The 26,833-nt window shown below is 63.0% G+C and carries 27 protein-coding genes; 11 read left to right on the top strand and 16 right to left on the bottom strand.

Annotated elements, in window-relative coordinates:
• Nucleotides 1-25: 25 nt before the first annotated feature.
• Both ctlX and DM807_RS09470 read right to left on the bottom strand, forming a co-directional pair.
• Nucleotides 26-988, bottom strand: a complete 963-nt coding sequence (gene ctlX, locus DM807_RS09475) for a citrulline utilization hydrolase CtlX (RefSeq protein ID WP_171577261.1) — start codon at nucleotides 986-988, stop codon at nucleotides 26-28.
• 26 nt (nucleotides 989-1,014) lie between these two features.
• Complete coding sequence (locus DM807_RS09470) at nucleotides 1,015-2,067, bottom strand: ornithine cyclodeaminase (RefSeq protein ID WP_060493445.1); 1,053 nt, start codon at nucleotides 2,065-2,067, stop codon at nucleotides 1,015-1,017.
• Nucleotides 2,068-2,250: 183 nt separating this feature from the next.
• Between DM807_RS09470 and DM807_RS09465 the strand changes: the two genes are divergently transcribed.
• Together DM807_RS09465 and DM807_RS09460 are read left to right on the top strand one after the other, a co-directional pair.
• Nucleotides 2,251-2,673 (top strand): Lrp/AsnC family transcriptional regulator, encoded by a 423-nt coding sequence (locus DM807_RS09465; RefSeq protein ID WP_012272037.1) that lies wholly within the window; start codon nucleotides 2,251-2,253, stop codon nucleotides 2,671-2,673.
• A gap of 344 nt (nucleotides 2,674-3,017) precedes the next feature.
• Nucleotides 3,018-4,436, top strand: coding sequence for an amino acid permease (locus DM807_RS09460; protein WP_060514191.1), 1,419 nt, complete (start codon nucleotides 3,018-3,020; stop codon nucleotides 4,434-4,436).
• A 35-nt stretch (nucleotides 4,437-4,471) separates the two neighbouring features.
• Here DM807_RS09460 and DM807_RS09455 read toward each other — a convergent pair whose 3' ends face one another.
• From DM807_RS09455 to DM807_RS09440, 4 genes are all read right to left on the bottom strand, one after another.
• Nucleotides 4,472-5,071 (bottom strand): START domain-containing protein, encoded by a 600-nt coding sequence (locus DM807_RS09455; RefSeq protein ID WP_179027309.1) that lies wholly within the window; start codon nucleotides 5,069-5,071, stop codon nucleotides 4,472-4,474.
• Nucleotides 5,072-5,161: 90 nt separating this feature from the next.
• Nucleotides 5,162-5,998, bottom strand: a complete 837-nt coding sequence (locus DM807_RS09450) for a bifunctional allantoicase/(S)-ureidoglycine aminohydrolase (RefSeq protein WP_016499386.1) — start codon at nucleotides 5,996-5,998, stop codon at nucleotides 5,162-5,164.
• Between the two features lie 106 nt (nucleotides 5,999-6,104).
• Nucleotides 6,105-7,496, bottom strand: a complete 1,392-nt coding sequence (locus DM807_RS09445) for an LLM class flavin-dependent oxidoreductase (protein ID WP_179027308.1) — start codon at nucleotides 7,494-7,496, stop codon at nucleotides 6,105-6,107.
• 16 nt (nucleotides 7,497-7,512) lie between these two features.
• Entirely contained in the window at nucleotides 7,513-8,493 is a 981-nt protein-coding gene (locus DM807_RS09440; protein ID WP_012272042.1) for an aliphatic sulfonate ABC transporter substrate-binding protein, read from the bottom strand.
• A 197-nt stretch (nucleotides 8,494-8,690) separates the two neighbouring features.
• Here DM807_RS09440 and DM807_RS09435 point away from each other — a divergent pair, with 197 nt between their 5' ends.
• Nucleotides 8,691-9,575 carry an NHL repeat-containing protein gene (locus DM807_RS09435; protein WP_060493443.1) on the top strand — a complete coding sequence of 295 codons (885 nt, stop codon included), beginning with the start codon at nucleotides 8,691-8,693 and terminating at the stop codon, nucleotides 9,573-9,575.
• 7 nt (nucleotides 9,576-9,582) lie between these two features.
• On the opposite strand, the gene DM807_RS09430 is transcribed toward DM807_RS09435, so the two are convergent.
• A complete protein-coding gene (locus tag DM807_RS09430) occupies nucleotides 9,583-10,467 on the bottom strand; it encodes a DMT family transporter (protein ID WP_012272044.1) in 885 nt (294 codons plus the stop codon).
• 171 nt (nucleotides 10,468-10,638) lie between these two features.
• On the opposite strand from DM807_RS09430, the gene DM807_RS09425 reads away from it, so the two are divergent.
• Entirely contained in the window at nucleotides 10,639-11,310 is a 672-nt protein-coding gene (locus DM807_RS09425) for a TetR/AcrR family transcriptional regulator (protein ID WP_012272045.1), read from the top strand.
• 7 nt (nucleotides 11,311-11,317) lie between these two features.
• On the opposite strand, the gene DM807_RS09420 is transcribed toward DM807_RS09425, so the two are convergent.
• Complete coding sequence (locus DM807_RS09420; RefSeq protein WP_041166479.1) at nucleotides 11,318-12,325, bottom strand: GlxA family transcriptional regulator; 1,008 nt, start codon at nucleotides 12,323-12,325, stop codon at nucleotides 11,318-11,320.
• A gap of 221 nt (nucleotides 12,326-12,546) precedes the next feature.
• Between DM807_RS09420 and DM807_RS09415 the strand changes: the two genes are divergently transcribed.
• Complete coding sequence (locus DM807_RS09415) at nucleotides 12,547-12,759, top strand: PLDc N-terminal domain-containing protein (RefSeq protein WP_012272047.1); 213 nt, start codon at nucleotides 12,547-12,549, stop codon at nucleotides 12,757-12,759.
• 44 nt (nucleotides 12,760-12,803) lie between these two features.
• On the opposite strand, the gene DM807_RS09410 is transcribed toward DM807_RS09415, so the two are convergent.
• Nucleotides 12,804-13,130 (bottom strand): hypothetical protein, encoded by a 327-nt coding sequence (locus DM807_RS09410; protein ID WP_012272048.1) that lies wholly within the window; start codon nucleotides 13,128-13,130, stop codon nucleotides 12,804-12,806.
• A 189-nt stretch (nucleotides 13,131-13,319) separates the two neighbouring features.
• Here DM807_RS09410 and DM807_RS09405 point away from each other — a divergent pair, with 189 nt between their 5' ends.
• Nucleotides 13,320-13,730 carry a RidA family protein gene (locus DM807_RS09405; RefSeq protein ID WP_060493442.1) on the top strand — a complete coding sequence of 137 codons (411 nt, stop codon included), beginning with the start codon at nucleotides 13,320-13,322 and terminating at the stop codon, nucleotides 13,728-13,730.
• A 109-nt stretch (nucleotides 13,731-13,839) separates the two neighbouring features.
• Complete coding sequence (locus DM807_RS09400) at nucleotides 13,840-14,712, top strand: DMT family transporter (protein ID WP_179027307.1); 873 nt, start codon at nucleotides 13,840-13,842, stop codon at nucleotides 14,710-14,712.
• On the opposite strand, the gene DM807_RS09395 is transcribed toward DM807_RS09400, so the two are convergent.
• Together DM807_RS09395 and DM807_RS09390 are read right to left on the bottom strand one after the other, a co-directional pair.
• Nucleotides 14,709-15,428, bottom strand: coding sequence for a TorF family putative porin (locus DM807_RS09395; protein WP_179027306.1), 720 nt, complete (start codon nucleotides 15,426-15,428; stop codon nucleotides 14,709-14,711). The two genes, DM807_RS09400 and DM807_RS09395, sit on opposite strands and share 4 nt — an antisense overlap.
• A gap of 81 nt (nucleotides 15,429-15,509) precedes the next feature.
• On the bottom strand, nucleotides 15,510-15,761 hold the full coding sequence (locus tag DM807_RS09390) for a hypothetical protein (protein WP_012272052.1): 252 nt from the start codon (nucleotides 15,759-15,761) through the stop codon (nucleotides 15,510-15,512).
• 130 nt (nucleotides 15,762-15,891) lie between these two features.
• Here DM807_RS09390 and DM807_RS09385 point away from each other — a divergent pair, with 130 nt between their 5' ends.
• From DM807_RS09385 to DM807_RS09375, 3 genes are all read left to right on the top strand, one after another.
• Nucleotides 15,892-16,551: a hypothetical protein gene (locus tag DM807_RS09385; RefSeq protein ID WP_012272053.1), complete on the top strand. Its 660-nt coding sequence runs from the start codon at nucleotides 15,892-15,894 to the stop codon at nucleotides 16,549-16,551.
• Between the two features lie 164 nt (nucleotides 16,552-16,715).
• Nucleotides 16,716-18,185, top strand: coding sequence for a DUF3300 domain-containing protein (locus DM807_RS09380; RefSeq protein WP_012272054.1), 1,470 nt, complete (start codon nucleotides 16,716-16,718; stop codon nucleotides 18,183-18,185).
• Nucleotides 18,182-19,075, top strand: coding sequence for a DUF2950 domain-containing protein (locus DM807_RS09375; RefSeq protein WP_060494057.1), 894 nt, complete (start codon nucleotides 18,182-18,184; stop codon nucleotides 19,073-19,075). Before DM807_RS09380 ends, DM807_RS09375 begins: the two co-directional genes overlap by 4 nt.
• Before the next feature lie 81 nt (nucleotides 19,076-19,156).
• Here DM807_RS09375 and DM807_RS09370 read toward each other — a convergent pair whose 3' ends face one another.
• The 4 genes from DM807_RS09370 to DM807_RS09355 form a co-directional block, all read right to left on the bottom strand.
• Entirely contained in the window at nucleotides 19,157-20,113 is a 957-nt protein-coding gene (locus tag DM807_RS09370; RefSeq protein ID WP_179027305.1) for an AraC-like ligand-binding domain-containing protein, read from the bottom strand.
• A 148-nt stretch (nucleotides 20,114-20,261) separates the two neighbouring features.
• Nucleotides 20,262-22,346 carry a caprolactamase subunit alpha gene (capA, locus tag DM807_RS09365; RefSeq protein WP_179027304.1) on the bottom strand — a complete coding sequence of 695 codons (2,085 nt, stop codon included), beginning with the start codon at nucleotides 22,344-22,346 and terminating at the stop codon, nucleotides 20,262-20,264.
• Between the two features lie 13 nt (nucleotides 22,347-22,359).
• Nucleotides 22,360-24,105: a caprolactamase subunit beta gene (gene capB / locus DM807_RS09360; RefSeq protein ID WP_060494054.1), complete on the bottom strand. Its 1,746-nt coding sequence runs from the start codon at nucleotides 24,103-24,105 to the stop codon at nucleotides 22,360-22,362.
• 187 nt (nucleotides 24,106-24,292) lie between these two features.
• Entirely contained in the window at nucleotides 24,293-25,147 is an 855-nt protein-coding gene (locus tag DM807_RS09355) for a LysR family transcriptional regulator (RefSeq protein ID WP_060494053.1), read from the bottom strand.
• A gap of 92 nt (nucleotides 25,148-25,239) precedes the next feature.
• On the opposite strand from DM807_RS09355, the gene DM807_RS09350 reads away from it, so the two are divergent.
• Nucleotides 25,240-25,668 (top strand): multidrug/biocide efflux PACE transporter, encoded by a 429-nt coding sequence (locus DM807_RS09350; protein WP_012272060.1) that lies wholly within the window; start codon nucleotides 25,240-25,242, stop codon nucleotides 25,666-25,668.
• Between the two features lie 73 nt (nucleotides 25,669-25,741).
• Here the strand turns inward: DM807_RS09350 and DM807_RS09345 are convergent, their stop codons facing one another.
• The gene (locus tag DM807_RS09345; RefSeq protein WP_012272061.1) at nucleotides 25,742-26,761 is read right to left on the bottom strand and encodes a branched-chain amino acid aminotransferase; all 1,020 of its coding nucleotides are present in this window, start codon (nucleotides 26,759-26,761) and stop codon (nucleotides 25,742-25,744) included.
• Nucleotides 26,762-26,833: the final 72 nt, after the last annotated feature.

Raw genomic sequence — 26,833 nt, 5'->3', positions numbered from 1 at the left:
CGTCAACCAGCACCAAGGCCGCGAGTCATCCGGCGCAGGTGTACGCCGCAGCCAGGCGGGGCGACAGGTGAATGCCGGCAATCATGCAGCGCACCGAGCCGCCGGCCATCTCGATGGTCGGCACGTCCAGTGGCACCAGCCGCGCCGAGCGTTCGATGCGTTGGCGTTGCTCGGCGTTCAGGCTGTCGAAGGCCTTGCGTGACAGCGCCAGAATGCGCCCGTCACGCCCGGACAGTTCGATGGCATTGCCGGCAAACTGGCTGATTTGCTGGTTGCTCAGGTCGATCACATCGCGCCCCGATTCAATCAGGCGCATGCGCACTTCCTCGGCTCGCGCCTTGTTGGTGAAGGTGCCGAAGCCTACCAGGGCAAACTCGGTCGCCACGCACATCAGCACATTGGTGTGGTAGATCGGCGTGCCTTGTTCATCGGCCGTGTCGAACACCATCGGCTCAAAGTTGAAGTGTGTGCTGAAACGTTCGAGAGCAATCGGGTCGGCGCGGTTGGAACGCGCGGTGTAGGCCACCCGTGACAGGTGGTCGAACACCATGGCGCCGGTCCCTTCGAGGAACAGTTCGTCCTGCTCCAGCCCTGAATAGTCGATGACATCCTGTACGCGGTACTCATGCTTGAGCATTTCGATCACATCGGTGCGCCGCTCGCGGCGGCGGTTGCGCGAGTACATCGAGTAGATCGCGATGTGCCCTCCGGGGTGGGTGGAGAACCAGTTGTTGGGGAATACCGAGTCAGGGGTATTGAGTTCGCCGAAGTCATCGAACAGGTGTACGCGTACGCCTTCGGCCTCAAGGCGACCGACGGCCTGGGTGACTTCATCACGTGCCACCTCGGCCAGCGCTTGTGCGGCGAGGCTCGGGTGGCTGCGTTGAAACGAGTTGTCGGCTGCGGTCTCTGGGTTGGGGGTGAAGGCATGTGGCCGGACCATGACCACGGCTGCAGGTGCTTGAATCGAACGCGTTGGAAATGCCATGTGGGAATACCGGGTTGGGAGCAGGGTCAGGCAACGCGTCGGATGCGGCTTTTGCCCGCGCGGCCGCGGGTATGGCTGAACAGGTCTTTCGGGTCGTCTTCTACCCATGGCACCAGGTCGATCTTCGCGCCCATGCCGCGCTTTTCAGCCTGCTGTAGTACGTACCGTAGTACGGTGTAGTCTTCCAGGGCGAAGCCCACCGAATCGAACACGGTGACTTGGCTGTCGCTTTGGCGGCCCTCGCTTTCACCGCGCAGCACGCGCCACAAATCGATCACCGGGAAGTCTGCCGGCAACTGCTGGATGTCACCTTCGACACGGGTTTGCGGTTCGTACTCGACGAACACTCGGGCCTTGCGCAGTACATCGGCGTGCAGCTCGGTCTTGCCTGGGCAGTCACCACCCACAGCGTTCAGGTGCATGCCGGGTTCGAGCATGTCGGGGGTGATGATGGTGGCGTAGGCCTTGTCGGCGGTCACCGTGGTGATGATGTCCACGCCTTTCACCGCTTCGGCCACCGAGCCGGCCCGGCGGATGGTCAGGCCACTGTATTCCTTGAGGTTGGCGATCAGCTTGGCGGTGGCCAGCGGGTCGGTGTCGTAGGCTACGATTTCTTCGATGCCCAGGTGCTTGTGGAAGGCCAGTGCCTGGAACTCGCTTTGTGCGCCGTTGCCAATCAACGCCATCTTGCGCGAGTTGGGCCGGGCCAGTGCCTGGGCTGCCATCAGCGAAGTCGCAGCGGTGCGCAGGGCGGTGGCGATGGTCAGCTCGGACAGCAGCACCGGGTAACCGGTGTCGACATCGGCCAGCACGCCGAAGGCCATGACCGTATGCAGGTCGCGGGCCGTGTTGGCCGGGTGGCCGTTGACGTATTTGAAGGCATAGCGGCTGTTGTCGGCGACCGGCATCAGTTCAATTACACCCACTTCCGAATGGCTGGCAACTCGCGCAGACTTGTCAAACTCCTGCCAGCGTTTGAAGTCTTCGCGAATGGCTGCCGCCAGTTCACCAATGAAGGGCGCTACGCCAATGTCATGTACCAAGTCCGACATGGTTGGAACATCAATGAAATACGTCATGCTCTTGCACCTTGTTATTGCGCGGTCACCCCTGTACTTCCGGGTACACGCTTGAGATTGTTGAAGTGGCGTGAACATTTTGATGAAAGGTTGCGTCAATCGGAAGAATGCAGGTTGCCAGTTTTGTCAACTTTCTAGACAATCTGCCACCCCAAAGTAGCAATCTGATTATTTGGCAGGCCTATGGACACTATTGATCGGGAACTGATTGCACTGTTGCGGGACAATGCACGCACCCCCGTGCTGACCCTGGCAAAGAAGCTCAAGGTGGCACGGGCAACCGTGCAAAACCGTATTACCCGGCTCGAAGAGCAGGGCGTGATCATCGGCTACACGGTACGCCTGCGCTCCGATGCGCTGGAGCAGGGCGTGCGCGCAATCACCAGCATCGGTATCAGCGGCCACCACGCCGCAGAGGTCAAGCACGCGCTGCGTGGGCACCCCAACGTGGTGGCCATCCATACCACCAATGGCCGCTGGGACCTGATGGCCGAGCTGCGCGCCGACACCCTCGAGGCCTTCGACCGGGCGTTGAACACCATTCGCTCGATACCACACATCGAAAACACCGAGACCAGCATTCTGCTTTCGACCTACAAGATGTGACTGCCGGGTCAAGCCTTCTGGCAGGTGCATTGTGCAAACTGTCACCCGGGCTTTTCACACTGCACAAAATCCCGATGGGGGTGTGCATTCTGTAGCGTTCCGCTTGACCGGGGCCGCTGGCAGAATGAAACGGCTTTCGCGGGACTGTATCGGACGCGCCACTTGGGTGCGTTTCAATAGAACAAATACACCCGCTGCGAAGTTGCACCGGGCACTGTTTTTTCATCTGAGTTAATACCCACGTTTCGACTGACTTGAATGGCGAGAACCTGCACTTTAGTACCAATTAAATGGTGCGGCGCGGGGCGGCGGGGTTTTACAAAAAAAAGAATAAGAGGTCAACTATGCAACCAACGTGCAACGCGCAAAGCGCAGTTCCAGAAGAAGGCCGTGTGCTCAAACGGCGGCTGGAAAACCGGCACATACAGCTCATTTCCATCAGTGGTGCGATTGGTACCGGCCTGTTCATGGGTTCGGGCAAGATCATTGCGCTGTCTGGCACCTCGATCATCCTCGTCTACGCCATCATCGGTTTTTTCGTGTTCTGCATCATGCGCGCCATGGGCGAGATGCTGCTGGCCAACCTGCAGATGGAATCGTTCGCCGACCTGGTGCACAACTACCTGGGCCCACGGGCCGGTTACATTCTCAGCTGGTCGTACTGGCTCAGCTGGGTCGTGGCAGCGGTGGGTGACGTGGTGGTGGTCGCGGGGTTCGTGCAGTACTGGTACCCCGATGTGCCCACCTGGCTACCGGCCTTCGGTACCATGTTCCTGCTGCTGGGGCTGAACATGCTGGCGGTGAAGGCCTTTGGCGAAGTGGAGTTCTGGTTTGGCCTGATCAAGATCGTCGCCATCGTGCTGTTGGTGGTGACCGGCCTGGTAATGGTCGCGACCTCCTACACTTCGCCGGCAGGGGTAACCGCCTCGTTCAGCCACCTGGTAGCACCGGGCGTGGTCATGCCACATGGCATCCTGGGCTTTCTCGCCGGGTTTCAGATCGCCATCTTCTCCTTTGTCGGCACCGAGCTGATCGGCACCGCAGCGGCGGAGGCCAAAGACCCGGAGAAGACCCTGCCCAAGGCAATCAACACCATCCCCGTGCGCATCCTGTTGTTCTACATCTGTTCGCTGGTGTGCATCATCAGTGTGGTCTCCTGGGCCAATGTGCCGGCCAACCGCAGCCCATTCGTTGAACTGTTCCTGCTTGGCGGGTTGCCCGCAGCCGCTGGCATCATCAACTTCGTGGTGCTGACGTCGGCTGCGTCGTCGGCCAACAGCGGTGTCTACTCGGGCTCGCGGATGCTCTACGGCCTGTCACATCAGCAGCAGGCGCCTGTGGCGTTCGGGCGGCTGTCCGGCTCGGGTACGCCCGTGCGGGCGCTGGTGTTCTCGGGGGTGTGCATGGCGATTGCCTTGACGCTGCTGTTCGTGATTCCAGAAGTGATGACCGTGTTTACCCTGGTGTCGACCATCTCCGCAGTGATGATCATCGTTACCTGGTCACTGATCCTGCTGTCCTACTTCGCTTACCGTCGGCAGAATCCGCAGGCCCATGAGCGGTCCAGGTTCAAGCTGCCAGGTGGCAAGGCCACCGCTGCGCTGGCGCAGCTGTTCCTGATCTTCGTGCTGTGCCTGCTGGCCCTGGAACCGGACACCCGCACGGCGTTGTACGTGATGCCGTTGTGGTACGCGGGCCTGCTGCTGGCCTACCGGCGCCGGGCCAAGGCATGTATGCGGCCACAGGCAGCTACCGCCGCCTAGCGTTCGCGGCCGTAAAGCGCAGGGCTGCCCACACCTCAAGGCTGGCGCTCAGCCACCGCCCGCAACGTACGCAACGTCACCACTGGTGCATCCACCACGAACCGATTGGCAAGCCAGCCCGGCACGTCCCCGGCCGGGTCGGCTTGCAACTGATACGTCACTTCGGTTTCGCGCTCACCCAGCGGCTTCATCCGCCACTCGCCGCTCAGGTGCTGCACGCGGATCAGCCCGTCCACCTTGGGGATCCTGTCGGGCTCGGCACTCAGGTGCCGCAGCAGGGTGCCGTCGTCCAGGTGTTCGCTGGTCACCTTCAGCACGATGTCCCGCGGCATCGTCGGCCAGGGCAGGTTGGTGGTCAGGTACACCCAGGTATTGGCGCCGTCCACGTCCAGCAAACGCATCTGGTCACAGGCGTACAGCCATTTGCAGGCTACGCGCAGGTTCTCTTGCAGGTCGGTAAGGGTACGTACGCTGGCTTTCATGGTGCTCACGCCACGAAATTGCTGGTAGGGCGAATCCGCTGCGGCGCTCAGGTACACGCGAATGCCTTCGCGATCGTAGGCCAGGTTCCAGTCATCGGCAGCCAGGGCAGAGGTGCACAGCAGCAGGGCGGCGAGCAGCAGGCAGCGGTTCATGGCTGGTACCGCGCGAGGGATGGGTGTTTGAGTATGCGCGGCAAACAGAAAGCCCGCCAGGTTGGCGGGCTTGCGGGCATCAGCCTGGGCTTAGCGCTTAGGGTTCAGTGTCAGGTGTACGTGACGGTTCACGTCCTTGTACAGCAAGTAGCTGAAGTTGCCTGGGCCGCCGGCGTAGCAGGCTTGCGGGCAGAAGGCGCGCAGCCACATGAAGTCGCCAGCTTCCACTTCGACCCAGTCCTGGTTCAGGCGATACACCGCCTTGCCTTCCAGCACGTACAGGCCGTGTTCCATCACGTGGGTTTCAGCGAACGGGATCACGCCGCCCGGCTGGAAGGTGACGATGTTCACGTGCATGTCGTGGCGCATGTCGGCCATGTCGACGAAACGGGTGGTTTTCCAGCGGCCTTCGGTGCCCGGCATCTCGATGACGGTGGCGTTGTCACGGTGGGTGACGAAGGATTCTGGTACGTCCAGGCCTTCAACTTTCTGGTAGTGCTTGCGCAGCCAGTGGAAGGTGACGTTGGACTTGCTGTTGTTGCGCAGGCTCCATTCGGCGCCCGGGGCCAGGAAGGCGTAGCCGCCTGGTACCAGGGTGTGGTGCTTGCCTTCGACGGTGATGTCCAGTTCGCCCTCTACGATGAACACCACGGCTTCCGCGTTCGGGTCCAGCTCAGGGCGCTCGCTGCCGCCTTCCGGGGCCAGCTCGACGATGTACTGGGAGAAGGTTTCGGCAAAGCCGGTCAGCGGACGGGCGATGACCCACATGCGCATCTTGTCCCAGAACGGCAGGTGGCTGGTGACGATGTCACGCATCACGCCTTTAGGGATGACAGCGTAGGCTTCGGTGAACATGGCACGGTCAGTCAGCAGCTCGGTTTGAGCCGGGTGCCCACCGTGGGGGGCGAAGTACGAATGGTTCGACATGGACGATCTCGACTTGTTGTTCTCTCCCCGTGCCTTGAACCGCACCGGCCGGTGCGGCGCAGGGGATGTGGCGACAGAATAGGGTCGAGCGCGCGCCATCCACAAATTAAATGTTGGAATACCCGGTATTTGATTGCTGAATGTCTACCTGACGCCCAACATGCTGTTCCGGTAACTGGTCGCCTTGGCCGAACAGTTTGTGGCGCAAGGTACCTTCGGTGTAGTTCAGCGGGTAGCGGCCGCGGCGCTGCAGCTCGGGCACCAATAGCTCGACCACATTGGCCAGGTCGTCCGGTTGCACGGCGTACGTCAGGTTGAAACCATCGATGCCGGTCTGGTCCAGCCAGCTTTCCAGCTGGTCGGCCACCTCGCTGGCGGCACCCACCAACACCGGGCCTCGGCCCCCCAGGCCAACGAACTCGGCGGCCTCGCGTACGGTCCAGCGGCGGCCAGGGTCGGCTGCCGTAAAGGCCGCCAAGGCAGCGCGGCCAGCGTCGTTTTCGACGTATTCGATCGGCGCGTCGGGGTCGAGGCCCGCAAAGTCGATACCGGTCCAGCCCGACAACAGTGCCAGGGCGGCGTCCAGGTCGACATAGCGCCGGTATTCGGCGAAGCGAGCCTCGGCTTGCTCCCTCGTGGGGGCGACGATCAATAGCGCCTGGGCGTATATCAGCACTTCGTCACGGCCACGCCCAGCTGCCTCGCTGGCCTGGCGAATGCCGTCGGCGTAGCGGCGCAACACCGTGGGCGTTGGGCCGCTGATGAACACGCATTCGGCATGCCGTGCGGCAAACTGCTGGCCGCGTGCCGAAGCCCCGGCCTGGAACAGCACCGGCGTGCGCTGCGGCGACGGCTGGCACAGGTGCATGCCGGGCACCTGAAAATGCTCGCCCACATGGTTGATGGGGTGTACCCGCGAGGGTTCGATATAGCGCCCACTGTCGCGTTCCAGCAGCACGGCATCGTCGTCCCAGCTTTTTTCCCACAGTTTGTACAACACCTGCAGGTATTCCTCGGCCAGGTCGTAGCGTTGGTCGTGGCCCAGTTGACGCGCCAGGCCCAGGTTGCGGGCGGCGCTGTCCAGGTAGCCGGTGACGATGTTCCAGCCGACCCGGCCACTGCTCAGGTGATCGAGCGTGGACATGCGCCGGGCGAAGGGGTAAGGGTGCTCGTAGGTCAACGAGAAGGTGACACCGAAACCCAGGTGTTCGGTAACGCCGGCCATCGCCGGCACCAGCAGTAGCGGGTCGTTGACCGGCACCTGCACGCCGCCGCGCAGGGCGGCTTCAGGGCCGCCCTGGTAAACGTCGTAGATGCCCAGCACATCGGCAATGAAGAGTGCGTCGAACAGGCCCCGTTCAAGCAGGCGGGCCAGGTCGGTCCAGTAGTTCAGGCGGTTGAACGCCACGCTGGTGTTGCGTGGGTGGCGCCACAGGCCGGGGGATTGGTGGCTGGCAGCGTTCATGCTGAAGGCGTTGAAGCGGATCGGGCGAGGCATGGTCGGCGCGCTCCGCTCAAGGCAACACGGAAGCCGGGTAGACCGCATCGGCCACCTGCAGCTTGCGTGGAATCAGGCCTAGGCCCTGGAAGGTATCGGCCAGCTTCTGTTGTTCGGCAACGATCTGCGGGGTAATGGCCACGGCGTTGTAGTTGCGCCGTTCGCTGGCCACTTCCAACACGTTGGCGCTGATACCCAGCTGCGGAGCCAGCAGCGCGGCGACTTCGGCTGGCTTGGCGTTGGCCCACTGGCTGACCTTGCCCAGTTCGGTAAAGAAGGTCTTCAGCAGCGCACGGTGCTGGTCGGCATAGCTGGCGGTGGACAGGTAGAAGGTGCGGTTGTTGGACAGGCCGCTGCCGTCGCGCAGGTTTTTCAGCCCTGGTTGGCTTTCTGCGGCGGCGAGGAACGGGTCCCACAGGGTCACCGCCTGGACACTGCCCGATTGCAGCGCGGCCACGGCATCGGCGGCATTGTTGACGTAGGCGGGGGTGATGTCCTGATAGCTGAGGCCCGCTTGTTCCAGCGCGACGGCCAGCAGGTACTGGGCATTCCAGCCACGGCCGGTAGCCACGCGCTTGCCTTTGAGGTCCTGCACGCTGGCCAGGTGGTCCTGCTCGCGCACCACCAGGCCGATGCCGCGTGGATACGGTTGTTCGGCAGCCAGGTACACCACCGGCTTGCCTGCGGCTTGGGCGAATACCGACGGGGCGTCGGCAGCGTGGCCGAGGTCGATGGCGCCAGTGCTCAGCGCTTCGAGCAACTGCGGGCCGGCGGCAAACTCGTGCCAGCTCACGTTCACGCCTTGCGGTGCCAGGGCCTTCTCCAGCGCGCCGCTGCCTTTGAGGATGTTGATGCTGTTGAACTTCTGGTAACCGATGCGCAGGGTCTTGGCGTCATCGGCAATGGCTTCGGACCAGGGCAGCAAGGCGCTGGCGACACTGGCCAGCAATCCGCCGATCAGCAGACGGCGTAGGGGAGAGAAGGTGCGGGCGGGCATGGGCATAGTTCCTTGAATCGGCTGAGAGGCGATGCATCCAGACTAAGGAGCCGGCGTTAGGCTTTCAATTTATATATTCCAGTTTGTTAGATTGTTTTGTTATTTTTATATCCTTTTGTTTTGTAACTGTACGGTGGGTTTCGACATTTTTTTCACATTCGCTTGCTAGGATCCCCAGCAATCCCGAGGAGCCCTACATGCCGCACATCCTGCGCAAGCGCAGCACCCGCATCGCCTTGACTGCCACCACTGGCCTGCTCGTGGCCACCCTGGGCTTCTTCGCCTGGCAAAGTTTCTACCCGGTTCAGGCCGCTTCCGGTTGGGATGTCGAGGTGTTGCATCGCGACGTGACCAAGGCCGCCTCGTTGCTGCCACAAGCCGATGGCAGCTTGCTGGTCAGCCGTGAGCTGGACGACGGCCGGGGCAGCATCCTCAAGATCACCGCTAGCGGTGATCGCGTGGTGGTGATCGACAACCTGTCCAAGCCTGATGGCATGGTGGCGGCGCAGGGCGGTTGGGTGTTCAGCCAGGAAGGTGGTCAGGCTCCCGTCAGCCTGTCTCGCGATGGCCAGGTAACCCACCTGTTCGATGGCGAGAGCGTGCAAGGCCTGTGGAACGACGGCGACCATCTGTTCGCTATCGAAGACCGCAAGGGCAACGGCCGCCTGATGCGCTATGACTGGAACAGCGGCCAGCTCGATGTGCTGCGTTCCGGCCTGACCGAAACCGAAGGCCTTACCCGTTGCAGTGATGGCCGCCTGCTGTATACCGAAAAGGCCAATGGCAAGGTCCGCGCCCTGTCCGACGATGGCCGCGACCCAGTAGTGGTCGACGGCCTGCGTAACCCTACGTTCTTGTACTGTGACCAACGTGGCCTGTGGATCAGCGAGGACAACACGCACCGCGCGCGCTTGTTGCTCATCGACGCTGACGGCGTCCAGCACACCATGCTGACCTTCCTCAAGGCGCCGCAGTCGATCGTGGCAGACGGCAAGGGCGGCTACTTGCTCGCCGAGGGCGGGCGCAATCGCGTGCTGCACCTGACCCCGCCACCGACGCGCGACACCGCCCAGCGCGACTGACCCCGCACTAGCTGGGCAGCCGCTGCTTGCGCCTTGGCAGCAGGCCCAGCACCAGCATGCAGCCAAGCAGAATTATCAGGCCACCTGCTGCCTGCAACAGGCTAAGGGCTTCATCGAGAAACAGCGCGCCGACCAATACCGCTACCAGCGTGACCACGAACTCCACGCTGATGGCGCGGGTCGCGCCGATGCGGGCTACCAGGCCAAAATACAGTACATAGGTGGTAGCGCTCATCACTGCGCCGCTAATCAGCAGGTAAAGCCAATCGCCCGCCTGTGGCACGCTGGGCACCGGTACTACCAGCAGCAGCGGCAGGGTCAGCAGCCCGCCAGCCAGGAACGCGCCGCCGGTGACTGTCCACGGGTCCTGGCCGCGCAGGTGCAGGCTGGCGTAATTGCTGCCGTAGGCGGCGCTGATGGCGCCTAGCAGCGAAGCGATGCAGCCGTGGATGAAATCGTCATCTACAGGGCGGGCCGGAAAACCGACCAGTATGACGATGCCGACAATACCCAGCAGCAGCCCGGCCAGGCCTTGCGGGGTGATTTTCTCCAGCCCCCACACCCGCCCGATCAGCATAGAAAACAGCGGAATGGTGGCGACAAAAATGGCCGCCATGGCCGTACCGATACGTGGGGTGGCGTATGACATGCCGATCAGTTGCCCGGCCACCGTGGTCGCGCCCACCACCAGCAAGGGTACCAGCAGCGAGCGCAGGCGCAGCCTGCGGCCCAACAGGGCGGCAAGGGTCGCCAGGGTGCCGCTGGCAATCAGTGCCCGTAGGCTGACCGCGCCCACCCAGCCAAAGGCATGCACCACCTTGAGCAGCACCAGGAAAGAAAAGCCCCAGGCGATGGCCAGGAACAGGTAGGCGGCGAGGTCGCGCGGGTGCATGAGGCAGGGTCCATCCACGGCAAGGGCAGGCAGGCTAGCGGGTTGCGGGGCGCGATATCAAGGCCCGCCAGCCACAATGCGTTATGGCTACCCGACCAACAGCGTGCTTCCCTGCGTGGCCGCGCTCGCGGATAATCCCCCCACATTCCAATAAATAGCCTGTGAGTGGGTATGAGTGATTCCGTAGTCAGCCTCGGCCAGCCTGAAACCGAAGGGGGGCGCAAAACGCGCAAGAACAACCCCGAGAAAACCCGCGAGGACATCCTCCAGGCCGCCATCAACGAGTTCGTCCAGCAAGGGCTGGCCGGCGCACGCGTGGACGCCATCGCCGAGCGTACCGCTACCTCCAAGCGCATGATCTACTACTACTTCGGCAGCAAGGAGCAGCTGTACTGCGAGTGCCTGGTGAAGCTGTACGGGGATATTCGCAAGACCGAGCAGAGCCTGGACCTGGAGTCGTTACCGGCTGAGCAGGCGATACGCCGGCTGGTGGAGTTCACCTTCGATCACCACGACCGCAATGTCGATTTCGTGCGCATCATCTGCACCGAAAACATCCACTACGGGGAATACGTCAAGCAGTCGCCGGCCATTCGCGAAATGAGCAGCCTGGTGCTCGAAGCCTTGGGCAACACCCTGCATCGTGGCGTGCAGGAAGGCGTGTTCCGCACCGGCATCGAGGTTATCGACCTGCACATGCTGATGAGCTCGTTCTGTTTCTACCGGGTGTCGAACCGCCACACCTTTGGCGAGATCTTCCAGATCGATCTGTCTGATGACCAGGTCAAGCAGCGCCACAAGGCCATGATCTGTGACGCCGTATTGCGCTACATCCGCGCCTGAACGCCGCTCACTCGCCCAGCCGCTGCTCACGTGACGGCGGGTAACCAAAGTACGCCGCATAGCACTTGCTGAAGTGCGACACCGAAACAAAGCCGCAGGCCACTGCCACGTCCATCACCGACAGGTCGGAGTACTGCAGCAGGCGGCGGCTTTTGGTGATGCGCAGCTCCATGTAGTAACGCCGTGGCGACGTGCCAAGCTGGGCCTGGAACAGCCGGTCGATCTGCCGCCGCGAGCGCCCGCTGTAGGCCGCCAGTTGGTCGAGGCTGAGGGTTTCCTCAAGGTTGTTTTCCATGAGCTCGACGATGGTACGCAGGTGCAGGCTCATGGACTTCTTCGCCCCCGGGCCAACCTGGCGGTAGCGCGCACCGGAGAACGACAGGATTTCCTCCACGCCTTCGGCCAGGCCGTCACCATACAGCCGGCGCACCAGGCCCAGCATCAGCTCCATGGCGCCATTGGGGCTGGCGGCGCTCAGGCGATCGCGGTCGAGGGTGAAGCTTGCCGGGGTAATACGTGTTTGCGGGCTGCGTTCGGACAGGCTGGCGCGCTGTTCGGGGTGGATGCTGCAGCCATAGTCGTCCAGCACCCCGGCGCGGCCAAGAAACCAGGCACCGTTCCACAAGCCGCCCAGGGCCATGCCGTGGGTGGCGCAGTCGTCCAGCAGGCGGTCGAGTTCCGGGTACTTCAGCGGTGTGCGCAAGCCGCCACAGATCACCAACAGGTCCAGCTCCCGCAACGCTTCGGCGGACAGCTCGGTGGCCACCAGTTCCAGCCCCAGGTCGCTGAGCACGCGGTCGCCGTCCAGCGACAGCGGGGTGAACTGGAAGCTGTCGGCGCGCAACAGGTTGGCTGTGACCAGCACGTCCATGGCCACGGTGAAACTGGCCATCGAGAAGTGTTCGAGCAGGACGAAGTCGACCCGATAGGGAGCCTGGGCACTGGCGCTGCTGGTTTTGAGCCGCAGCATGTTGCTGGTGCTGGTCTTCTTGCTGAACTGGCGTGGCGTGGGCACTCTGGACTCCGCTTCCTGGCTGGCCCGCAGAGTGTGGACGGTGCCCGGAGGAAAGACAATCTCCCCGGTGGCTGTGTCGCATTGCAGGTCGTGTTCAGGCAACCGGTCTAGCCTGGCGCAGTGGTTGCAACTGCGTGAGGGCCCTTGAGGCGGGAAAATCAATCTGAACCCTCAGCGCTTGCAGCAACCCAATCCATAACATGCCAATTGGGAGAGCGCTCATGGAAATCGGTACGATCTGGCTCATCATCGCGGCCCTGGTCATCCTGCTGGAGATCTGGGCCATCTGGCACATCATCGGCAGTGAGCGGCGCGCCGAACGCAAGATGCTGTGGATTGTGTTCGTGGTCTACGCACCATTCCCCGGGTTGCTGTTCTGGGCCTGGCGCGGGCCGCGGGCGGTGAAAGGCAGGGCGGTACTGCAGGAGAAATGACGGTACTCGGCATCAGGCGCGGGGGCGCCTGATGCCGTCGAGGTTCATCTGGGCAGGATGTCGAAGCGTACGGCCGGGCCCAACCCGTCCACCATCAGGCAGCCGTAGAATTCTACGGTGGACAGAACGCGCAACTGTTTGAGCGCGTCATGGATGTAATCGTGAAGCAGCTTCTCAGCTTCCCGCTTGCGGTCTGCGACAGTGGCGCTTTTGAGGGTGATGACCCCGAGCAAAGTGGTTTCGATATGCTCGACGGTGTCCAGGCCGAGCTTCACGCGCAGGTGCAGGCGCGCTTGCGCGGCGTCGGCTTCATCGTGGGCAGCGTTGTGCGGTTTGATGGTATAGGCCAGCTGAAAATCATACTTGCTCATGAGCATTTCCTTGTTATGGACAGGCCTCCATGCCGGGTCCTGCAATCTACTACCGGGCCGCCAGTGCGCAAACAGACGCGTGGTTCAAGCAGCACATTGCCTTGTGCGAAACGTCCTACTCTGTGCTTGACCTCGAGTTAACTCAAGGTCTGATACTGCGCCACTCTTTCAACCAAGCGAGGGCGTGTCGTGACCCCATCAAGTGCATTCCAGCTAAGCAACCCCGAAGGCCTGTACGACCCCAGTGGCAACGCCTATTCCCATGTCGCCGAAGTGCGCGCCGACAGCCGTCTGCTGTTCATCGCCGGCCAGGGTGGAGAGGACAGCAACGGCCAGTTGTCGCCATTGTTCGCCGAACAGGCCCGCCAGGCACTGGCCAACCTGGAGCTGGCCCTGGCGTCGAAAGGTGCCAGCCTGGCGCAGGTGTTCAAGTTGACCCTGCTGATTGTCGAGCATTCCGAAGCGCGCCTTCGCCAATGGGTCGCCGAAGCCGACAAGGCCTGGGGCCCACACATGAAACCGACCTGCACGCTGATACCGGTGCCCCGGCTGGCGCTGGATGCCATGTTGGTCGAGATCGAGGCCGTAGCTGTGCTGTAGCGCCGGGCGATTCACCGGTGGCGCCCAGGAATCACTTTGTTGTATATCGGTGCTGGCCCTTTCAGCATTGCCGCCATGACAACAATGTTTACTCAGAGGTGACCACACCATGAGCACCGGCACCACCACGCTTGCCCACCGCAAGGCCAGGGCCTGGCTTTGGCCTGCACTGTTCAGCCTGGTGGCTTTCGCTGCCAACTCGGTGTTTTGCCGGCTGGCGCTGAAAGACGGGGCCATCGACCCGGCATCCTTCACCGTGGTGCGCCTGACCAGTGGTGCGTTGTTTCTGTTGTTGCTGATCCGCCTGCGCAGGCCGGCGCAGGCCATGGGTGGCAGTTGGCGGGGCGGCCTGGCCCTGTTCCTGTACGCGTTCCTGTTTTCTGCGGCGTATCTGCAATTGGGGGCAGGCGCGGGCGCATTGTTGCTGTTCGGTGCAGTGCAGATCACCATGTTCGGCTTTGCCTGGTACAAGGGTGAACACATCACGGTGCGCATGCTGCTGGGCATGCTGATCGCCTTTGCCGGCCTGCTGGTGCTTCTTTTGCCCGGTGCCTCGGCGCCGCCGTTGGCCAGTGCCTTGCTGATGGCCTTGTCCGGCGTGGCCTGGGGCGTGTATACGCTGCTGGGCAAAGGCTCGCCCAGGCCGCTGGCCGACACCGCGGGCAATTTTTCCCGCAGCCTGCCTTGCCTGATGCTGCTGCTACCGATGCTGTCGCTGGGCGCCGGCCCGCACTTTACGCCACTCGGCTTGTTGTATGCCCTGGGCTCCGGTGTGCTGGCTTCTGGCGCCGGCTACGCCGTGTGGTATGGCGTGGTCAGGCAGATCAGTGCGCAACAGGCGGCGACCCTGCAGCTTAGCGTGCCGGTGATTGCCGCATTGGGTGGGGTTGCCTTGATCGGTGAGCCGTTGTCGTTGCGTTTGCTGATTGCCTGCGTGGTGGTTTTGGGCGGTATTGCCCTGGCGCTGGCACCGCGTCGTTAAAAGAAGCTGCGCTGCGCCTTGAGGGTAACCACGCTGTCGCAATAGGTGTTGATGCCCGAGTACGCGTCACAGCCGCCGCCACTGAGGCTGGAGTTGCTGTAGATCAGGTTCAGGTCGATGCCCAGCCAGGGCCGCGACAGCTCCAACGACCAATCGGAAAAGGCATTCACCTGGCTGCCATCGCCAATGGTAAAGGGCGTGCCCAGGCGGTGGTGGGCGAGCTTGACGGTGAAGTCTGCGTCGAACAATGGCAGTTGGCCGAAGTCGGCGAACAACGTGCCAGTGCGGTTGTCGGGGTTGTCACGCAGCGCCCCGCCGAAGCGGCTGCCCAGCACCGAGATACCCCCGTACAGGGCGTAACTGTCGGGGCCTGCGATGTTTGGCTGACTATAATGGATCAACCCCACTTCGTAGCCCAGGCTGCTGTCAAACTGATGCTTGTAGCCCAGGTAGCTGTCCAGACGCAGGGTCGAATTGGGGGTGACGCCCATGCTTGGGGCGTACTGGCCCAGGTACCAGCCACTGGCGTGGCTGAAATCGAGGCCACCGTGGAATGCGCCGACGGCGCTGGGTGAGATAAGCCCTTGCGCCATGCTGCGCGAAGGCGTGGTGCCGAGTGTGAAGTCGAAATCGCCCAGTTGGCGTTTCATCTGCTGGGCCAGCAACACGGGGCTGAAAAGCACTGCAGCACTCAGCAACAGAAGGGGCCTGATCATGGTCTCCGTCCTGGAAGGCTTGCGGTTGAGCGGTAGAGGATACCTGCGCAGGGGGAGGGATGGAACCGTTGGCTGGCCTGTTCAGCCTTTGGTCGAGCGGTCAGCGTCGACGGCTTCGGTCACCACAGGCAGGTTGTCGGCGCGCTGGATCACCCGGCGTTGCTGCTCGTAGTCGTCAAGGGACAGGCTGCGGCGCTGCAGCGCTTCGAGCTGCAGCTGGCGGGCTTCTTCTGCCGTGTACGGGCGCAGTTCAGGGTGGCTGGCACATCCGCTGCTGATGGCGATGGCAAGCACGGCAAGGGCGGCGGACAGCAGGCGAGCCAGGGTATTCATCAGGTAGCTCCAGGGAATGGGGTCGTGGGCGGCGAGTCGATAGCGCTAGGTTATGTGGCCACGGCGTTCGGTAGAAATTGCCATTCTCGATAGTGACTATCGATGGTTCCTGAGGGGCCGGGAGGGCGTGATGGGGCAAGGCGAACAACCGCGTAAATGGGGTGTGCTGGAGCCAATCGATCGGATTACCGAAGTCATCTTTGGCCTGCTGATGGCTATGACCTTCATCGGCTCGCTCAGCGTGGCCACGGCAGGGCGCGAAGACGCTCGGCTGATGCTGGTCGCTGCGCTTGGCTGCAACCTGGCCTGGGGCCTGGCCGATGCGGTCATCTACCTGATGCGCACCTGGACCGAGCGCACCCGCGCACGTACTTTGCTGGCGCGCCTGCAGGCCGCTGAGGATGGCCAGGGGCGCAGGCTGATTGCTGATGCACTGCCAGAACGCATCGGCCTGGCACTGGATGACGAAGGGTTGGAGGTGCTACGTCGCCAGATGCAACGTGATGCCGCCCGCCCGATGCCGGCGCGCCTGTGCCTGGATGATTTCAAGGCTGCGCTGGGGACATTCCTGCTGGTGGTGCTGGCGACGTTCCCAATGGTTATCCCGTTCCTGCTGATAGACACCACTGGCACGGCCATCCGTGTCTCGAACTGGGTTGCCTTGGCCATGCTGTACCTGGCGGGCTGGCTGTTGGCGCGCTATTCCGGTGGACGCACCCAGTTGACCGGCGTGGTCCTGGTAGCTGTGGGCGCGTCACTGATCCTGGCGATCATTGCCCTGGGTGGTTGAGCAGCGCCCGATCAGCACCTATGTCACGGGCACGCTCGCGGCCTTGTTGTTTGGTGTGGTGTTTGTCCTGGCTAGAGCACAAAAAGTTTGCGCCTTCGCATCTGGCCAAACCCGCCGCCGTTGCTACCCTTATTCCACGCGGTCTGACCTCATGGGGATTAGCGATGCGCACGCTATTGTTTGCTGTCCTGTCGGCACTCCTGTGCCTGAGCGCGGCGCCCGGGCTGGCGCTGGCCGAAGACGTACCCGCACCGGACCCAGCCCCCCCAGCCGAGACGGCTGCAGCCAAGGACCCGGTCTTCAGCCAGGAACAACTCGATCAGATGACCGCGCCCATCGCGCTGTATCCTGATCCGCTGTTGGCCCAGGTGCTGATGGCGTCGACCTACCCAGGGCAGGTCAGTGAAGCGGTGACCTGGTCCAAGGCCAACCCCAAGGCCACCGGCGACGAGGCGGTCAAGCAAGTAGCCAAGCAGCCCTGGGACCCGAGCGTACAAGCCTTGGTGGCATTCCCGCAGGTGCTGGCGACCCTTGGCCAGGACCCGGTCTGGGTACAGCGCCTGGGTGATGCCTTCCTCGCCCAGCCCGACGATGTCATGGGCAGCGTGCAGCGTTTGCGTCACCAGGCGCAGGCTGCCGGCAACCTGCAAAGCAACCAGTACCAGAATGTGACCGTGCAAACCACCACGGCCCCTGCAGCGGCCCCTGCACCCGCACCCGCTTCCGGCGGCACCCAGGTGGTCACCGCCAGCGCGCCGCCCACCACCATCGTCATCGAGCCGGCCGACCCACAAGTGGTGTACGTCCCCAGCTACAACCCGACCACCACCTATGGCACCTGGGCCTACCCGGCCTCACCGCCGGTGTACTACCCACCACCGCCGATGTACTACCCCGGCTCCGCACTGGTGGCAGGCCTGGCCTTCGGTACTGGCGTTGCGATCGTCGCCTCGTTGTGGGGCGACTGTGACTGGGGTAACAATGACATCGACATCGACGTCAACCGCTACAACAACATCAACGGCAACAATCGCATCACCAACAACCAGAACAAATGGCAGCACAATGCCGTCAACCGTGACGGTGTGCCTTACCGCGACGCGCGCAGCCGTCAGCAGTACGGCCGCCAGTTGGACGGTGCCACCCAGCGCAGCGCATTTCGCGGTGATGACGCACAACGTGCCCAGGCGCGTGACAAGGCGCGTGCCTCCATGGACCGAGCGGGTATCGAACGCCCAGCCACCAGCAACATTCAGGCACGCCAACAAATGCGTGAAGCGAAGTCGGGCAATGCATTGGGCAACCGTGTACAGCCCCGTGGCGACAATCCGAGGGTTGCCGACCGTCAACAGCAGGCACGCAACACTCAGGGCCGGCAGCAGAACAACCAGATGGATCAACGCCGGCAAGGGCAAGCGCGGCAAGTCGGTCAGAATCGTCCTGTGAATACCGCAGGGCGTGCCCGTAACAACGCCTTCGATGGCGTACGCTCGCCATCGCGCACCAATGCGCAGGCCAACCGTGGTCGCACCAGCCAGGCGTTTGCCCAGCGGCCCAGTGCATCGCGTGCAGCCGGGCACCAGATCTCTCGGCCCAGTGCACCCGCTCGTCGTGGCGGAGGAGGTCGTCGATGAAACGTCCAGCACTGGCGGCAATGCTGCTTACAGTGGGCTTGGCCTGCGCATCCCTGGCCGCTGCCCAGGACGCTTTCCCGACCCCAGAGAAAGCCGTTGAATCCTTTGTCGCGGCGCTGGGCACGGAGAAAGCTGATGAGGCCCGCCTGACCCAGTTGCTGGGCGACGACTGGCGCACCTACATCCCGCGCGGCGGAGTGCAACGCAGCGACGTGGACACCTTTCTGGAGCAGTACCGTGCGCAGCACAGTATCGACATGGCAGGCGAGGGCAAGGCCATCCTGGCGGTGGGCAGCGATCACTGGACCTTGCCCATTCCGTTGACCAAAAGTAGCCAAGGCTGGCGCTTCGACCTCAAGGCCGGCAGCGCTGAAATCCGCGCCCGGCGCATCGGCCGCAACGAGCTGGGCGTGCTGCAGTCGCTGTTGGCCTATCACGATGCGCAAATGGACTACGCCACCCAGGACCATAACGGCAACGGTGCGCTGGAGTACGCGCAGAAAATCTTCAGCGACCCCGGCAAGCATGACGGTTTGTACTGGGATGACGACGGCGATGGCCAGGTCAGCCCGCTGGGGCCGCTGTTTGGCCAGGATGTGATCGGTGATGACTGGTATGGCTACCACTTCCGCATCCTCGACGCACAAGGCCCATCCGCCCCTGGCGGCGCCTACAGCTACCTTATCGGCAACCAGATGAGCCGTGGCTTCGCCATGGTCGCCTGGCCGGCCAAGTACGACGACACCGGGGTGATGAGCTTCATGATCAGCCATGACGGCCAGGTGTTCGAGAAAGACCTCGGGCCGCACGGTGACAGGCTGGCCAAGGAGATGAAACGCTTCGACCCGGATGACAGCTGGAAGGTGGTGGATGTGCCGGCGGGGGATTGATCCTGTTCCAGCAGCACGTAGCCATAATCGCGAGGCTGGCGCAACGGGTCGGTGTGCATCGTAGGAATCTTCGCTTTCGGCTCAATGGGTGCCTGCAGCCCGTACCTCCCGCGCCGTGCACCCATACTGCTGGCGAAACGCGCGGGTGAACTGCGCCTGGTCGGTAAAGCCCCAGCGCAATGCCAGTTCGCCGATGGCCAGGTGGCAATGCGGGTCACGCAATTGCCGGTACACGGCCTCCAGGCGCAGCTGGCGTATCCACTCACTCAGGGTGTAGGGCGTGATCACGAACAGCTTGTGCAGGTAGCGCAGCGACAGCCCGCAGGCACTTGCAATGGTTTGCGGCGACAGCTCGGTGTCGCTCAGGTGTTGCTGCACATACTGTTCCACCCGCGTCAGGTGCAGGGTGCTGAGGTTGCTGCCTTCGCTACCCAGCACTCGCTCGTCCTGTTGCAGGGCCAGCAGCAAGGTGGCCGAAGCCTGTTCCAGCAGCAGATGCCGGGCCGCGATGGGGCTAGCGTCGAAGTGGCGGGCGCACAGGTCCAACTGTTCGACAAAAATGCGCCCCAAGCCCTGGCGGGCATCGAAACAATGCCGGGTATAGCGCCTGTGCCCCAGCAGGTTGGCCTTGAGTGCACGCTCGGGCAGTTTGAGCACCCACAGGTCATTCAGCGTGCCGTAATGGAAGCGGTAAGGCGCATCGCCGCGCTCGACGATGAAGCCACCTGGGCGGCAGCTGATCTGATGACCGTCCTGTTCGAAGTGCACCTCGCTGCGATGCGGCACGGTCACCAGGTAGAACGCTTCTTGGTCCTGGCCGATGTGCGCCTTGCTGCGCGAGTAGCCCAGCTGGCTGGAACGCAGGCGCGACAGGCTGAGTGGGGTACTTGGCGTGCTCCAGCGCTGCAAGTGGCCATCGAACGGTTGTTCGGCGGCAAACTCCAGGCTCAGCGGGAAATAGGTGTCACTGATGGCTTCGGCCCAGCGCGCCTGGCGTTCGGGCTGTGGCCAGCCGAGGGTCGAGAGTTCTGTGGGCATGGTGGGTCCTTTTTCAAAGAGGGCAGCATTGAAAAAAGGAACTGCAGGCAAGCTACTCAAGCAGCTCTTGTTATTGTGCAAAACGCCTGGCAGCGCAAAGCTGCCAGGCGGTTATCAGGCCCATGATCGGCGCGCGCCGGCCTTCAGATCAAGCCCCGCGTGTCACCCGGTAGGTCGCCGAAGGCTCCAGCCGTGCCTGCCAGCCAGGCGGCAGCACGATGTTGGTGGTGTCTTCCTCGATCACGCAGGGACCATGCACGGTCTGCCCGGGCAGCAGGTGGTTGCCATTGAACACCGGTGTGGGCTGCCATTGGCCGTCGGCGCTGAACAGCATCGGACGCACGCTTTGCGCCTGCGCCGCGGGTGGCTCGGCCGGGCCCTGCAGCTCGGGTTGCGGCGGGCGTGGCAGGTGGCCGATCACCGAGCACTCCAGGTTCACCAGCTCCACCGGGCTTTCGGGCTCGCTGTACGAATACAGGGTCTGGTGGCGGCGGTGGAAGCGACTGATCAGTGCGGCCAGGCCTGTGTCATCCAGGGCATGCTGCTCCAGTTCCACGCTGCATTCATGGATCTGCCCCAGGTAGCGCATTTCCAGGGTGTAGTGGCAGCTGCTGGCCTGGTCGCCAAAGCCGTCTTCGCGCAGGTTGGCCAGGCCTTGCTGACGCAGCTCGGCCAGGGCCTGGTTGAGCTGCGCCAGGTCCACGTGCCCGGTGTCCAGGCGCATCGACAGGCTGGTGAGCTGGTCGTAGCGCACGTCGGAAAGGATCTGGCCGAACGCGCACAGGCCTGAGGCCACCTTGGGGATCAGCACGGTGTGCATGCCGATTTCCTCGGCCAGGCGTACCACGTGCATGCCCGCCGCACCGCCTGCGCCGATCAGGGCGAAGTCACGCGGGTCGTGGCCGCGCTCGATCGACACCCGGCGGATGCCGTTGACCATGTTCAAGTTGACCAGGGTGGTGATGCCGAATGCGGCGCGTTCCACGCTGATACCCAGCGGTTCGGCGATCTTGCTGCGAATAGCGTCCAGTGCGGCCTGGCGGTTCAGGCGAATACTGCCACCCAGCAATGCACCGTCGGGCAGATACCCCAAGGCCAGGTTGGCGTCGGTGACCGTGGGTTCGCAGCCACCTTTGCCGTAGCACACGGGCCCAGGCATGGCGCCGGCGCTGCGCGGGCCCACCTGGAGCATGCCGAACTCGTCCAGATGAGCGATGGAGCCGCCGCCGGCGCCCAGGGTCTCCACTTGAATCATCGGCACGCCGATGCGCTGGCGCAGAAAGTCCACGTCCTTGCTGAAATTGGTGCGCCCGGCGTTGGTCAGGGTGATGTCGAACGAAGTGCCGCCCATGTCCACGGTAATGACGTTGTCGATACCGAACGGCTTCGCCACCGCCAGCCCGGCTTGTGGCGCCGAGGCCGGGCCGGAGTTGATCGCATTGACAGCGCGCTCACGCATCAGGTACCCAGGCGCCAGGCCACCGTTGGACTGGAAGTAGCGCACCGGCTGCTGTGCGCCAAGTTCCTGGAACAGGTTGTCGATGCGCGCCACGTAGCGTGCCATTACCGGGCTGAGGTAGGCGTTGACCACGGTGGTGGAGGTGCGGGTGTACTCGCGAATCTGCGGGAACACCTCGCAGCCGGTGCAGACGAACACGTCGGGCAGGGCTGCCCGTACGAGCTCGGCGGCCCGCTGCTCGTGGCTGGGGTTGCGCACCGACCACAGGAAGGAAATGGCCACGGCCTGCACGCCTTCGGCCCGGAAGTAGTCGATGGCCGCATGGACAGCGGCTTCGTCGAGGGGGCTGTGCTCACGGCCATCGCCAAGGATACGGCCGCCAATCGGGCGGCGCAGGTGGCGTGGGGCAAGCATGTGTGCCGGCGGGTAATGGGCGTCGTAGCGGTGGCCTTCTTCCTTGTGGCCCAGGCGGATTTCCAGGCTGTCCTCATGCCCCTCGGTGCACAGCAGGCCCACCTTGACCCCGGTGCGCTCGATCAGCGCGTTGAGGGCCACGGTGGTGCCGTTGATGCACAGGTCACAGTTGGCGATGAGTTCGGCCGGGCTGCGCCCGGTGGCGTCGGCGATTTGCGCCAACCCGGCGCGAATGGCCAAGGTGCCATCTTGTGGCGTGGAAGGCGCTTTGAACAGCTGTACGCCGCCGTCACGGTCGGCCAGGATGAAATCGGTGAACGTGCCGCCGGCGTCGATGCCCAGGCGATATTGGTTACGCATGATGGTTCTCCGGTCAGCGCGGGGCGCGGGCAAGGCGGGTGGCGGTTTCGTCGAGGTGGCCTTGGTCATCGAGGACCACGCCATACTCCAGGGCTGCCCCTTGTGGCGAGACCAGGCCATTGCGCACATCCTCCAGCACGGCTGCGACCGGGCGACGCAGCGGGTCGCCGTAGCCACCACCGCCGGGGTTGACGTTGATGATGCGTTCGCCTGGTTGCAGGGTGAGCATGGGGTTTTGCGTGTAATGGTCTTCGCTGCCGTCGGCGTGGCGATGGATCAGCCGGCCCAGCTTGGGCTCAAGCAATGCGTTGCGTGCCCCGGCGGCACCGGCGGTGGGCAGTTGGCGGCCCTCGCCAAAGCCGACCACGGTCATGGCGTGGTCCAGTGGTTCGATCTCCAGGCGGGTGCCCGAACCGCCACGGAATTCACCGGCACCACCACTGTCGGCCATCAGGCTGTAGCGGTGGATCAGCACCGGGTAGGCGTGTTCGAGCAGCTCGATGTCACCGCTCATCAGCGCCCCGAAACAGCACAACGGGCCGCAGGCGTGCCAGCCATCCATCACCTTGTTGGCGCCGGCACCGGAAATGATCGAGGCCAGCACCATGGTCACGTACTCGCTGTTGCCGTTGCGCGGGTCATGGCCGGCGATGTTGATGCCGCTGGTATGCCCCCAGGAGGCCGTTACCCGCTGTGGCGAAGCCTGTTCCAGCGCGGTGCGCACGGCATCGGCCAGGGTTTCCATCGGCGTGGTGGTGCAGTTGACGTGGGGTGCGGGTTCTTCGGCATTGCACAGCGTGCCTCTGGGCCCGACATCGACCGTGACGCAGCGGTACAGCCCTTCGTTGTAGGGGGGCGCCACCTGGGCGAACATCATCAGCCCCAGGTACACACCCGACACCGAGTTGCCCTCGTAGGAATTGATGAAGTACGGCACTTGCGGCGGGCTGTCGATGCGCACGTGGGCCTGGTCGCCACGTATCTGTACATGGGCGGTGATGGCCAGTTCGCCCAGGCCATGGCCGGCATCTTCGAGCACGGCGGTGCCGCTATAGTCACCGTCCGGCACATCACGCAACAGTGCGCGCATGTGCCGGTCGGCCATGTTCTTCAGTTCGGCGATGCAGGCTCGCACCTGCGCCACGCCGTACTTGTCGAGCAGTTCCAGCAAGTGCCGCTCGCCGACCTTGCAGGCGCCATACTGGGCATTGAGGTCGCCTTCCTGATAGGGCCGGGCGCGCATGTTGGTGAGCATGAAGTTGATCACGTCCTCACGGCGTTTGCCCTTTTCCCACAGCTTGACCGGCGGAATGCGCAGGCCTTCGGCGTAGATTTCCTTGGCATCTGGGTTGTAGCCAGCCGGCACCGGGCCGCCGATGTCGGTCAGGTGGCCTTTGCACACGGTCCAGAACACCAACTCGCCCTGGTAGTACACCGGCTTGTACATGCAACAGTCGAGAATATGGCTGCCCTTGTAGGCCGGGTCGTTGTGGTAGATCACGTCGCCTTCTGCGATGTCGTCGCCGAAGAACTCGGCCACGCATTTCATGGCCGGGATCAGCGAACCCAGGTGGATGGGAATGTCCTGGCCTTGCAGGATCATTTCCGGCAGGTGATCGAACAGCGAGTTGGAATAGTCGTGGGCCAGGTTGAACACACTGGAGCGCCCGGTCTTTTCCAGGGTCAGGGTCATTTCGCGTTGCGCTGTCTCCAGCGCACCCCGGACAACCGCAAGGGTGATCGGATCTACTGTCTGCATAGGTCACCAACGTTTGTTCTTGTGCTTTGGGTGCGTGCCGCCAGAGGGGCGGCGCGTGGTGACAGGCTACGGGGCAGGGCGAGGGAAGGATTGTCGTTGGGTGTACTGGTTGTTGCGTTTGGGCGCACACGGCGACAGCTCCCCCAGGGGGGGGCGCAGCAGCGCCAACTTATTGCAGGTGAAAACCTTACGGTTTCAACATCTGCCGCACCAGCCATTGCCCCGCCGGCCCCAATGCCCGCCGGCTAGACCAGACCACATCCATATCCACTCGGCGTGGGTAACCCGCTATCGGCAACTCCACCAGCCCATTGCCAAACCGTGCCACCAGCGCCCTGGGCAGCTCGGCCCAACCAAACCCGCGCACGGCGAACTCCAGCAGGGTGAGGTAGTCCGGTGCCGACCAGGCCTGGCCGCGGCCGCGGTGCAGGCTGGGGGCATAGGTCTTGATATACAGCTGCCGTGCATGCTCCAGATGCTGCGCCTGCACCTGCGCCAGGCTTGCCAACGGGTGCCCGCTGGCCACGTAAACGCCAAATTCCGCCTGCTCCGGCAAGCGCGCCACGGCCACGTCGGCGGGGTAGCTGGGTTGGGTGGCAAGAATGCCGACATGGGCCAGGCCCTGTTGGATCATTTCGATCACATCAGCGTCCTCCGCCGGGCCGCAGCGCAATTCAGTGTGTGAGTACTGCTGGGCGAAGCGGGCCATCACCGCGCCCTGGAACGTGACGCTGTAGCTGTCCGACATCACCACCGATACCAAGGGCTCGACGTTCTGTGCCAGTCGCACCGCCAGCGCATCGAGCTGGGCGCTGGCATCGAGAATCGCCTCGACATGGCTCAGTACCTGCCGGCCCGCTTCATTCAGCGTGGGGTGGCGGCCACCGCGATCAAACAACGGGCAGCCGATATCAGCCTCGAAATTGGCGATGGCGATGCTGATGGTGGACTGACTTTTGCGCAGTTTGCGCGCTGCAGCAGAGAACGAACCCAGCGATGCAGCTTCGACAAACGCGACCAGAGCTTCGGGTGAATAGCGCATGGTATTGATAAAACCGATAGTAGCTATGTCGTGAGTATCAGTTTTATCAAAGAAAATAGACAGCACGACTCACGCAATGGATGGAATTTGCAATGAAACACGTGTCCTTTACCGAACGCCTGGTTCACGCCGTTGGCTACGAAGTGTTCGCGGTGTTGCTGTGTGCGCCGCTGCTGTCCTGGATCATGGGCAAGTCATTGGCGACGGCGGGCGCGCTGGCTGTGACCCTGTCGGTCATCGCCATGTTGTGGAACATGGTCTACAACGCGCTGGTCGACCGCTACGTGCAGGCCGAGCGTATCCACTGGAAGGCCCGTGCGCGTTTCGTGCACGGCCTGGGCTTCGAAGCCGGGCTGGTGGTGTGGTGTTTGCCGGTGGCGGCGTGGATGCTGGATATTTCGCTGGCGCAGGCGTTCATGGTGGAGCTGGGCTTCTTCGTCATCATTCTGCCCTACACCGTGCTGTACAACTGGGCCTTCGACAAAGCCCGGCATCTGCTGATGCAGCGTCGCCTGGCGTGAAGATTCTGCCAGTGTCGACAAAAAAAAGGGCATGCCATCGCTGGCATGCCCTTTTTCAAATCGCTGAAGCGCCTCAGGCGACTTTGACGATCCAGCCAGCCGGTGCTTCAACGTCACCGCTCTGGATGCCGGTCAGCTCGTTGTAGAGCTTCTGGGTAACCGGGCCGACCTTTTCCAGGTCGTGGAACACGTGCAGCTTGCCGTTGTACTCGATGCCGCCGATCGGGGTGATCACCGCAGCGGTACCGCAGGCACCCGCTTCGATGAAGCGGTCCAGCTTGTTGATTTCGACATCGCCTTCGATCACGGTCAGGCCCAGGCGCGATTGCGCCAGTTCCATCAGCGACAGGCGGGTAATGCCTGGCAGCACCGAGGCCGATTTCGGGGTGACGAACTCGTTGTTGGCGGTGATGCCGAAGAAGTTGGCCGAACCGACTTCTTCGATTTTGGTGTGGGTCAGCGGGTCGAGGTAGATGGCGTCGGCGAAGTTGGCTTTCTTCGCTTCAGCACCCGGTTGCAGGCTGGCAGCGTAGTTGCCGCCGACCTTGGCTGCGCCGGTGCCTTGCGGGGCGGCACGGTCGAAGCTGGAAATCTGGAAGTTGTGCGGCTTCATGCCGCCCTTGAAGTACGAACCAACCGGGATGGCGAACACCGAGAAGATGAACTCGGGGGCGGTGCGCACGCCAATGTTGTCGCCGGTGCCGATCACGAACGGGCGCAGGTACAGGGCGCCTTTGCCGTGCGGTGGCACGAATTTTTCGTTGGCCTTGACCACTTGCTTGCACGCTTCGATGAACACATCGGTCGGCACGTGCGGCATCAGCAGGCGAGCGCAGCTGCGCTGCATGCGAGCGGCGTTCTGGTCTGGGCGGAACAGGTTGATCGAGCCGTCCTTGCAACGGTAGGCCTTCAGGCCTTCGAAGCACTGCTGGCCATAGTGCAAGGCCGTGGAGCCTTCACTGATGTGCAGTACGTTGTCTTCGGTCAGGGTGCCCTTGTCCCACTCGCCATTGCGCCATACGGACAGGTAGCGTTTGTCGGTCTTGATGTAGTCGAAACCCAGCTTGTCCCAATTAATGCTTTCGTTGCTCATGACACCCTCATTGTCTTGCAAGTGCCCGATCGCTCGGGCTGCTGTTATATGCGCACCATGCCACCTTAATAC

Origin of the sequence: Pseudomonas hunanensis, assembly GCF_013393325.1 — a bacterium.
Lineage (GTDB): Bacteria > Pseudomonadota > Gammaproteobacteria > Pseudomonadales > Pseudomonadaceae > Aquipseudomonas > Aquipseudomonas putida_P.
Note: the sequence above shows the minus strand (reverse complement) of the source record. Positions and strands in the feature narration are given on the sequence as shown.

Bases quoted from the DNA above. Each gene is read 5' to 3' on its own strand.
- DM807_RS09410 (WP_012272048.1), bottom strand. From the start codon at position 13,130: ATGAGCAAGTATGATTTTCAGCTGGCCTATACCATCAAACCGCACAAC.
- DM807_RS09415 (WP_012272047.1), top strand. From the start codon at position 12,547: ATGGAAATCGGTACGATCTGGCTCATCATCGCGGCCCTGGTCATCCTG.
- capA (WP_179027304.1), bottom strand. From the start codon at position 22,346: ATGCGTAACCAATATCGCCTGGGCATCGACGCCGGCGGCACGTTCACC.
- DM807_RS09460 (WP_060514191.1), top strand. From the start codon at position 3,018: ATGCAACCAACGTGCAACGCGCAAAGCGCAGTTCCAGAAGAAGGCCGT.
- DM807_RS09355 (WP_060494053.1), bottom strand. From the start codon at position 25,147: ATGCGCTATTCACCCGAAGCTCTGGTCGCGTTTGTCGAAGCTGCATCG.
- DM807_RS09445 (WP_179027308.1), bottom strand. From the start codon at position 7,496: ATGCCTCGCCCGATCCGCTTCAACGCCTTCAGCATGAACGCTGCCAGC.
- DM807_RS09440 (WP_012272042.1), bottom strand. From the start codon at position 8,493: ATGCCCGCCCGCACCTTCTCTCCCCTACGCCGTCTGCTGATCGGCGGA.
- capB (WP_060494054.1), bottom strand. From the start codon at position 24,105: ATGCAGACAGTAGATCCGATCACCCTTGCGGTTGTCCGGGGTGCGCTG.
- ctlX (WP_171577261.1), bottom strand. From the start codon at position 988: ATGGCATTTCCAACGCGTTCGATTCAAGCACCTGCAGCCGTGGTCATG.
- DM807_RS09345 (WP_012272061.1), bottom strand. From the start codon at position 26,761: ATGAGCAACGAAAGCATTAATTGGGACAAGCTGGGTTTCGACTACATC.
- DM807_RS09470 (WP_060493445.1), bottom strand. From the start codon at position 2,067: ATGACGTATTTCATTGATGTTCCAACCATGTCGGACTTGGTACATGAC.
- DM807_RS09455 (WP_179027309.1), bottom strand. From the start codon at position 5,071: ATGAACCGCTGCCTGCTGCTCGCCGCCCTGCTGCTGTGCACCTCTGCC.
- DM807_RS09370 (WP_179027305.1), bottom strand. From the start codon at position 20,113: ATGCCCACAGAACTCTCGACCCTCGGCTGGCCACAGCCCGAACGCCAG.
- DM807_RS09430 (WP_012272044.1), bottom strand. From the start codon at position 10,467: ATGCACCCGCGCGACCTCGCCGCCTACCTGTTCCTGGCCATCGCCTGG.
- DM807_RS09380 (WP_012272054.1), top strand. From the start codon at position 16,716: ATGCGCACGCTATTGTTTGCTGTCCTGTCGGCACTCCTGTGCCTGAGC.
- DM807_RS09395 (WP_179027306.1), bottom strand. From the start codon at position 15,428: ATGATCAGGCCCCTTCTGTTGCTGAGTGCTGCAGTGCTTTTCAGCCCC.
- DM807_RS09400 (WP_179027307.1), top strand. From the start codon at position 13,840: ATGAGCACCGGCACCACCACGCTTGCCCACCGCAAGGCCAGGGCCTGG.
- DM807_RS09385 (WP_012272053.1), top strand. From the start codon at position 15,892: ATGGGGCAAGGCGAACAACCGCGTAAATGGGGTGTGCTGGAGCCAATC.
- DM807_RS09450 (WP_016499386.1), bottom strand. From the start codon at position 5,998: ATGTCGAACCATTCGTACTTCGCCCCCCACGGTGGGCACCCGGCTCAA.
- DM807_RS09390 (WP_012272052.1), bottom strand. From the start codon at position 15,761: ATGAATACCCTGGCTCGCCTGCTGTCCGCCGCCCTTGCCGTGCTTGCC.
- DM807_RS09425 (WP_012272045.1), top strand. From the start codon at position 10,639: ATGAGTGATTCCGTAGTCAGCCTCGGCCAGCCTGAAACCGAAGGGGGG.
- DM807_RS09435 (WP_060493443.1), top strand. From the start codon at position 8,691: ATGCCGCACATCCTGCGCAAGCGCAGCACCCGCATCGCCTTGACTGCC.
- DM807_RS09375 (WP_060494057.1), top strand. From the start codon at position 18,182: ATGAAACGTCCAGCACTGGCGGCAATGCTGCTTACAGTGGGCTTGGCC.
- DM807_RS09465 (WP_012272037.1), top strand. From the start codon at position 2,251: ATGGACACTATTGATCGGGAACTGATTGCACTGTTGCGGGACAATGCA.
- DM807_RS09350 (WP_012272060.1), top strand. From the start codon at position 25,240: ATGAAACACGTGTCCTTTACCGAACGCCTGGTTCACGCCGTTGGCTAC.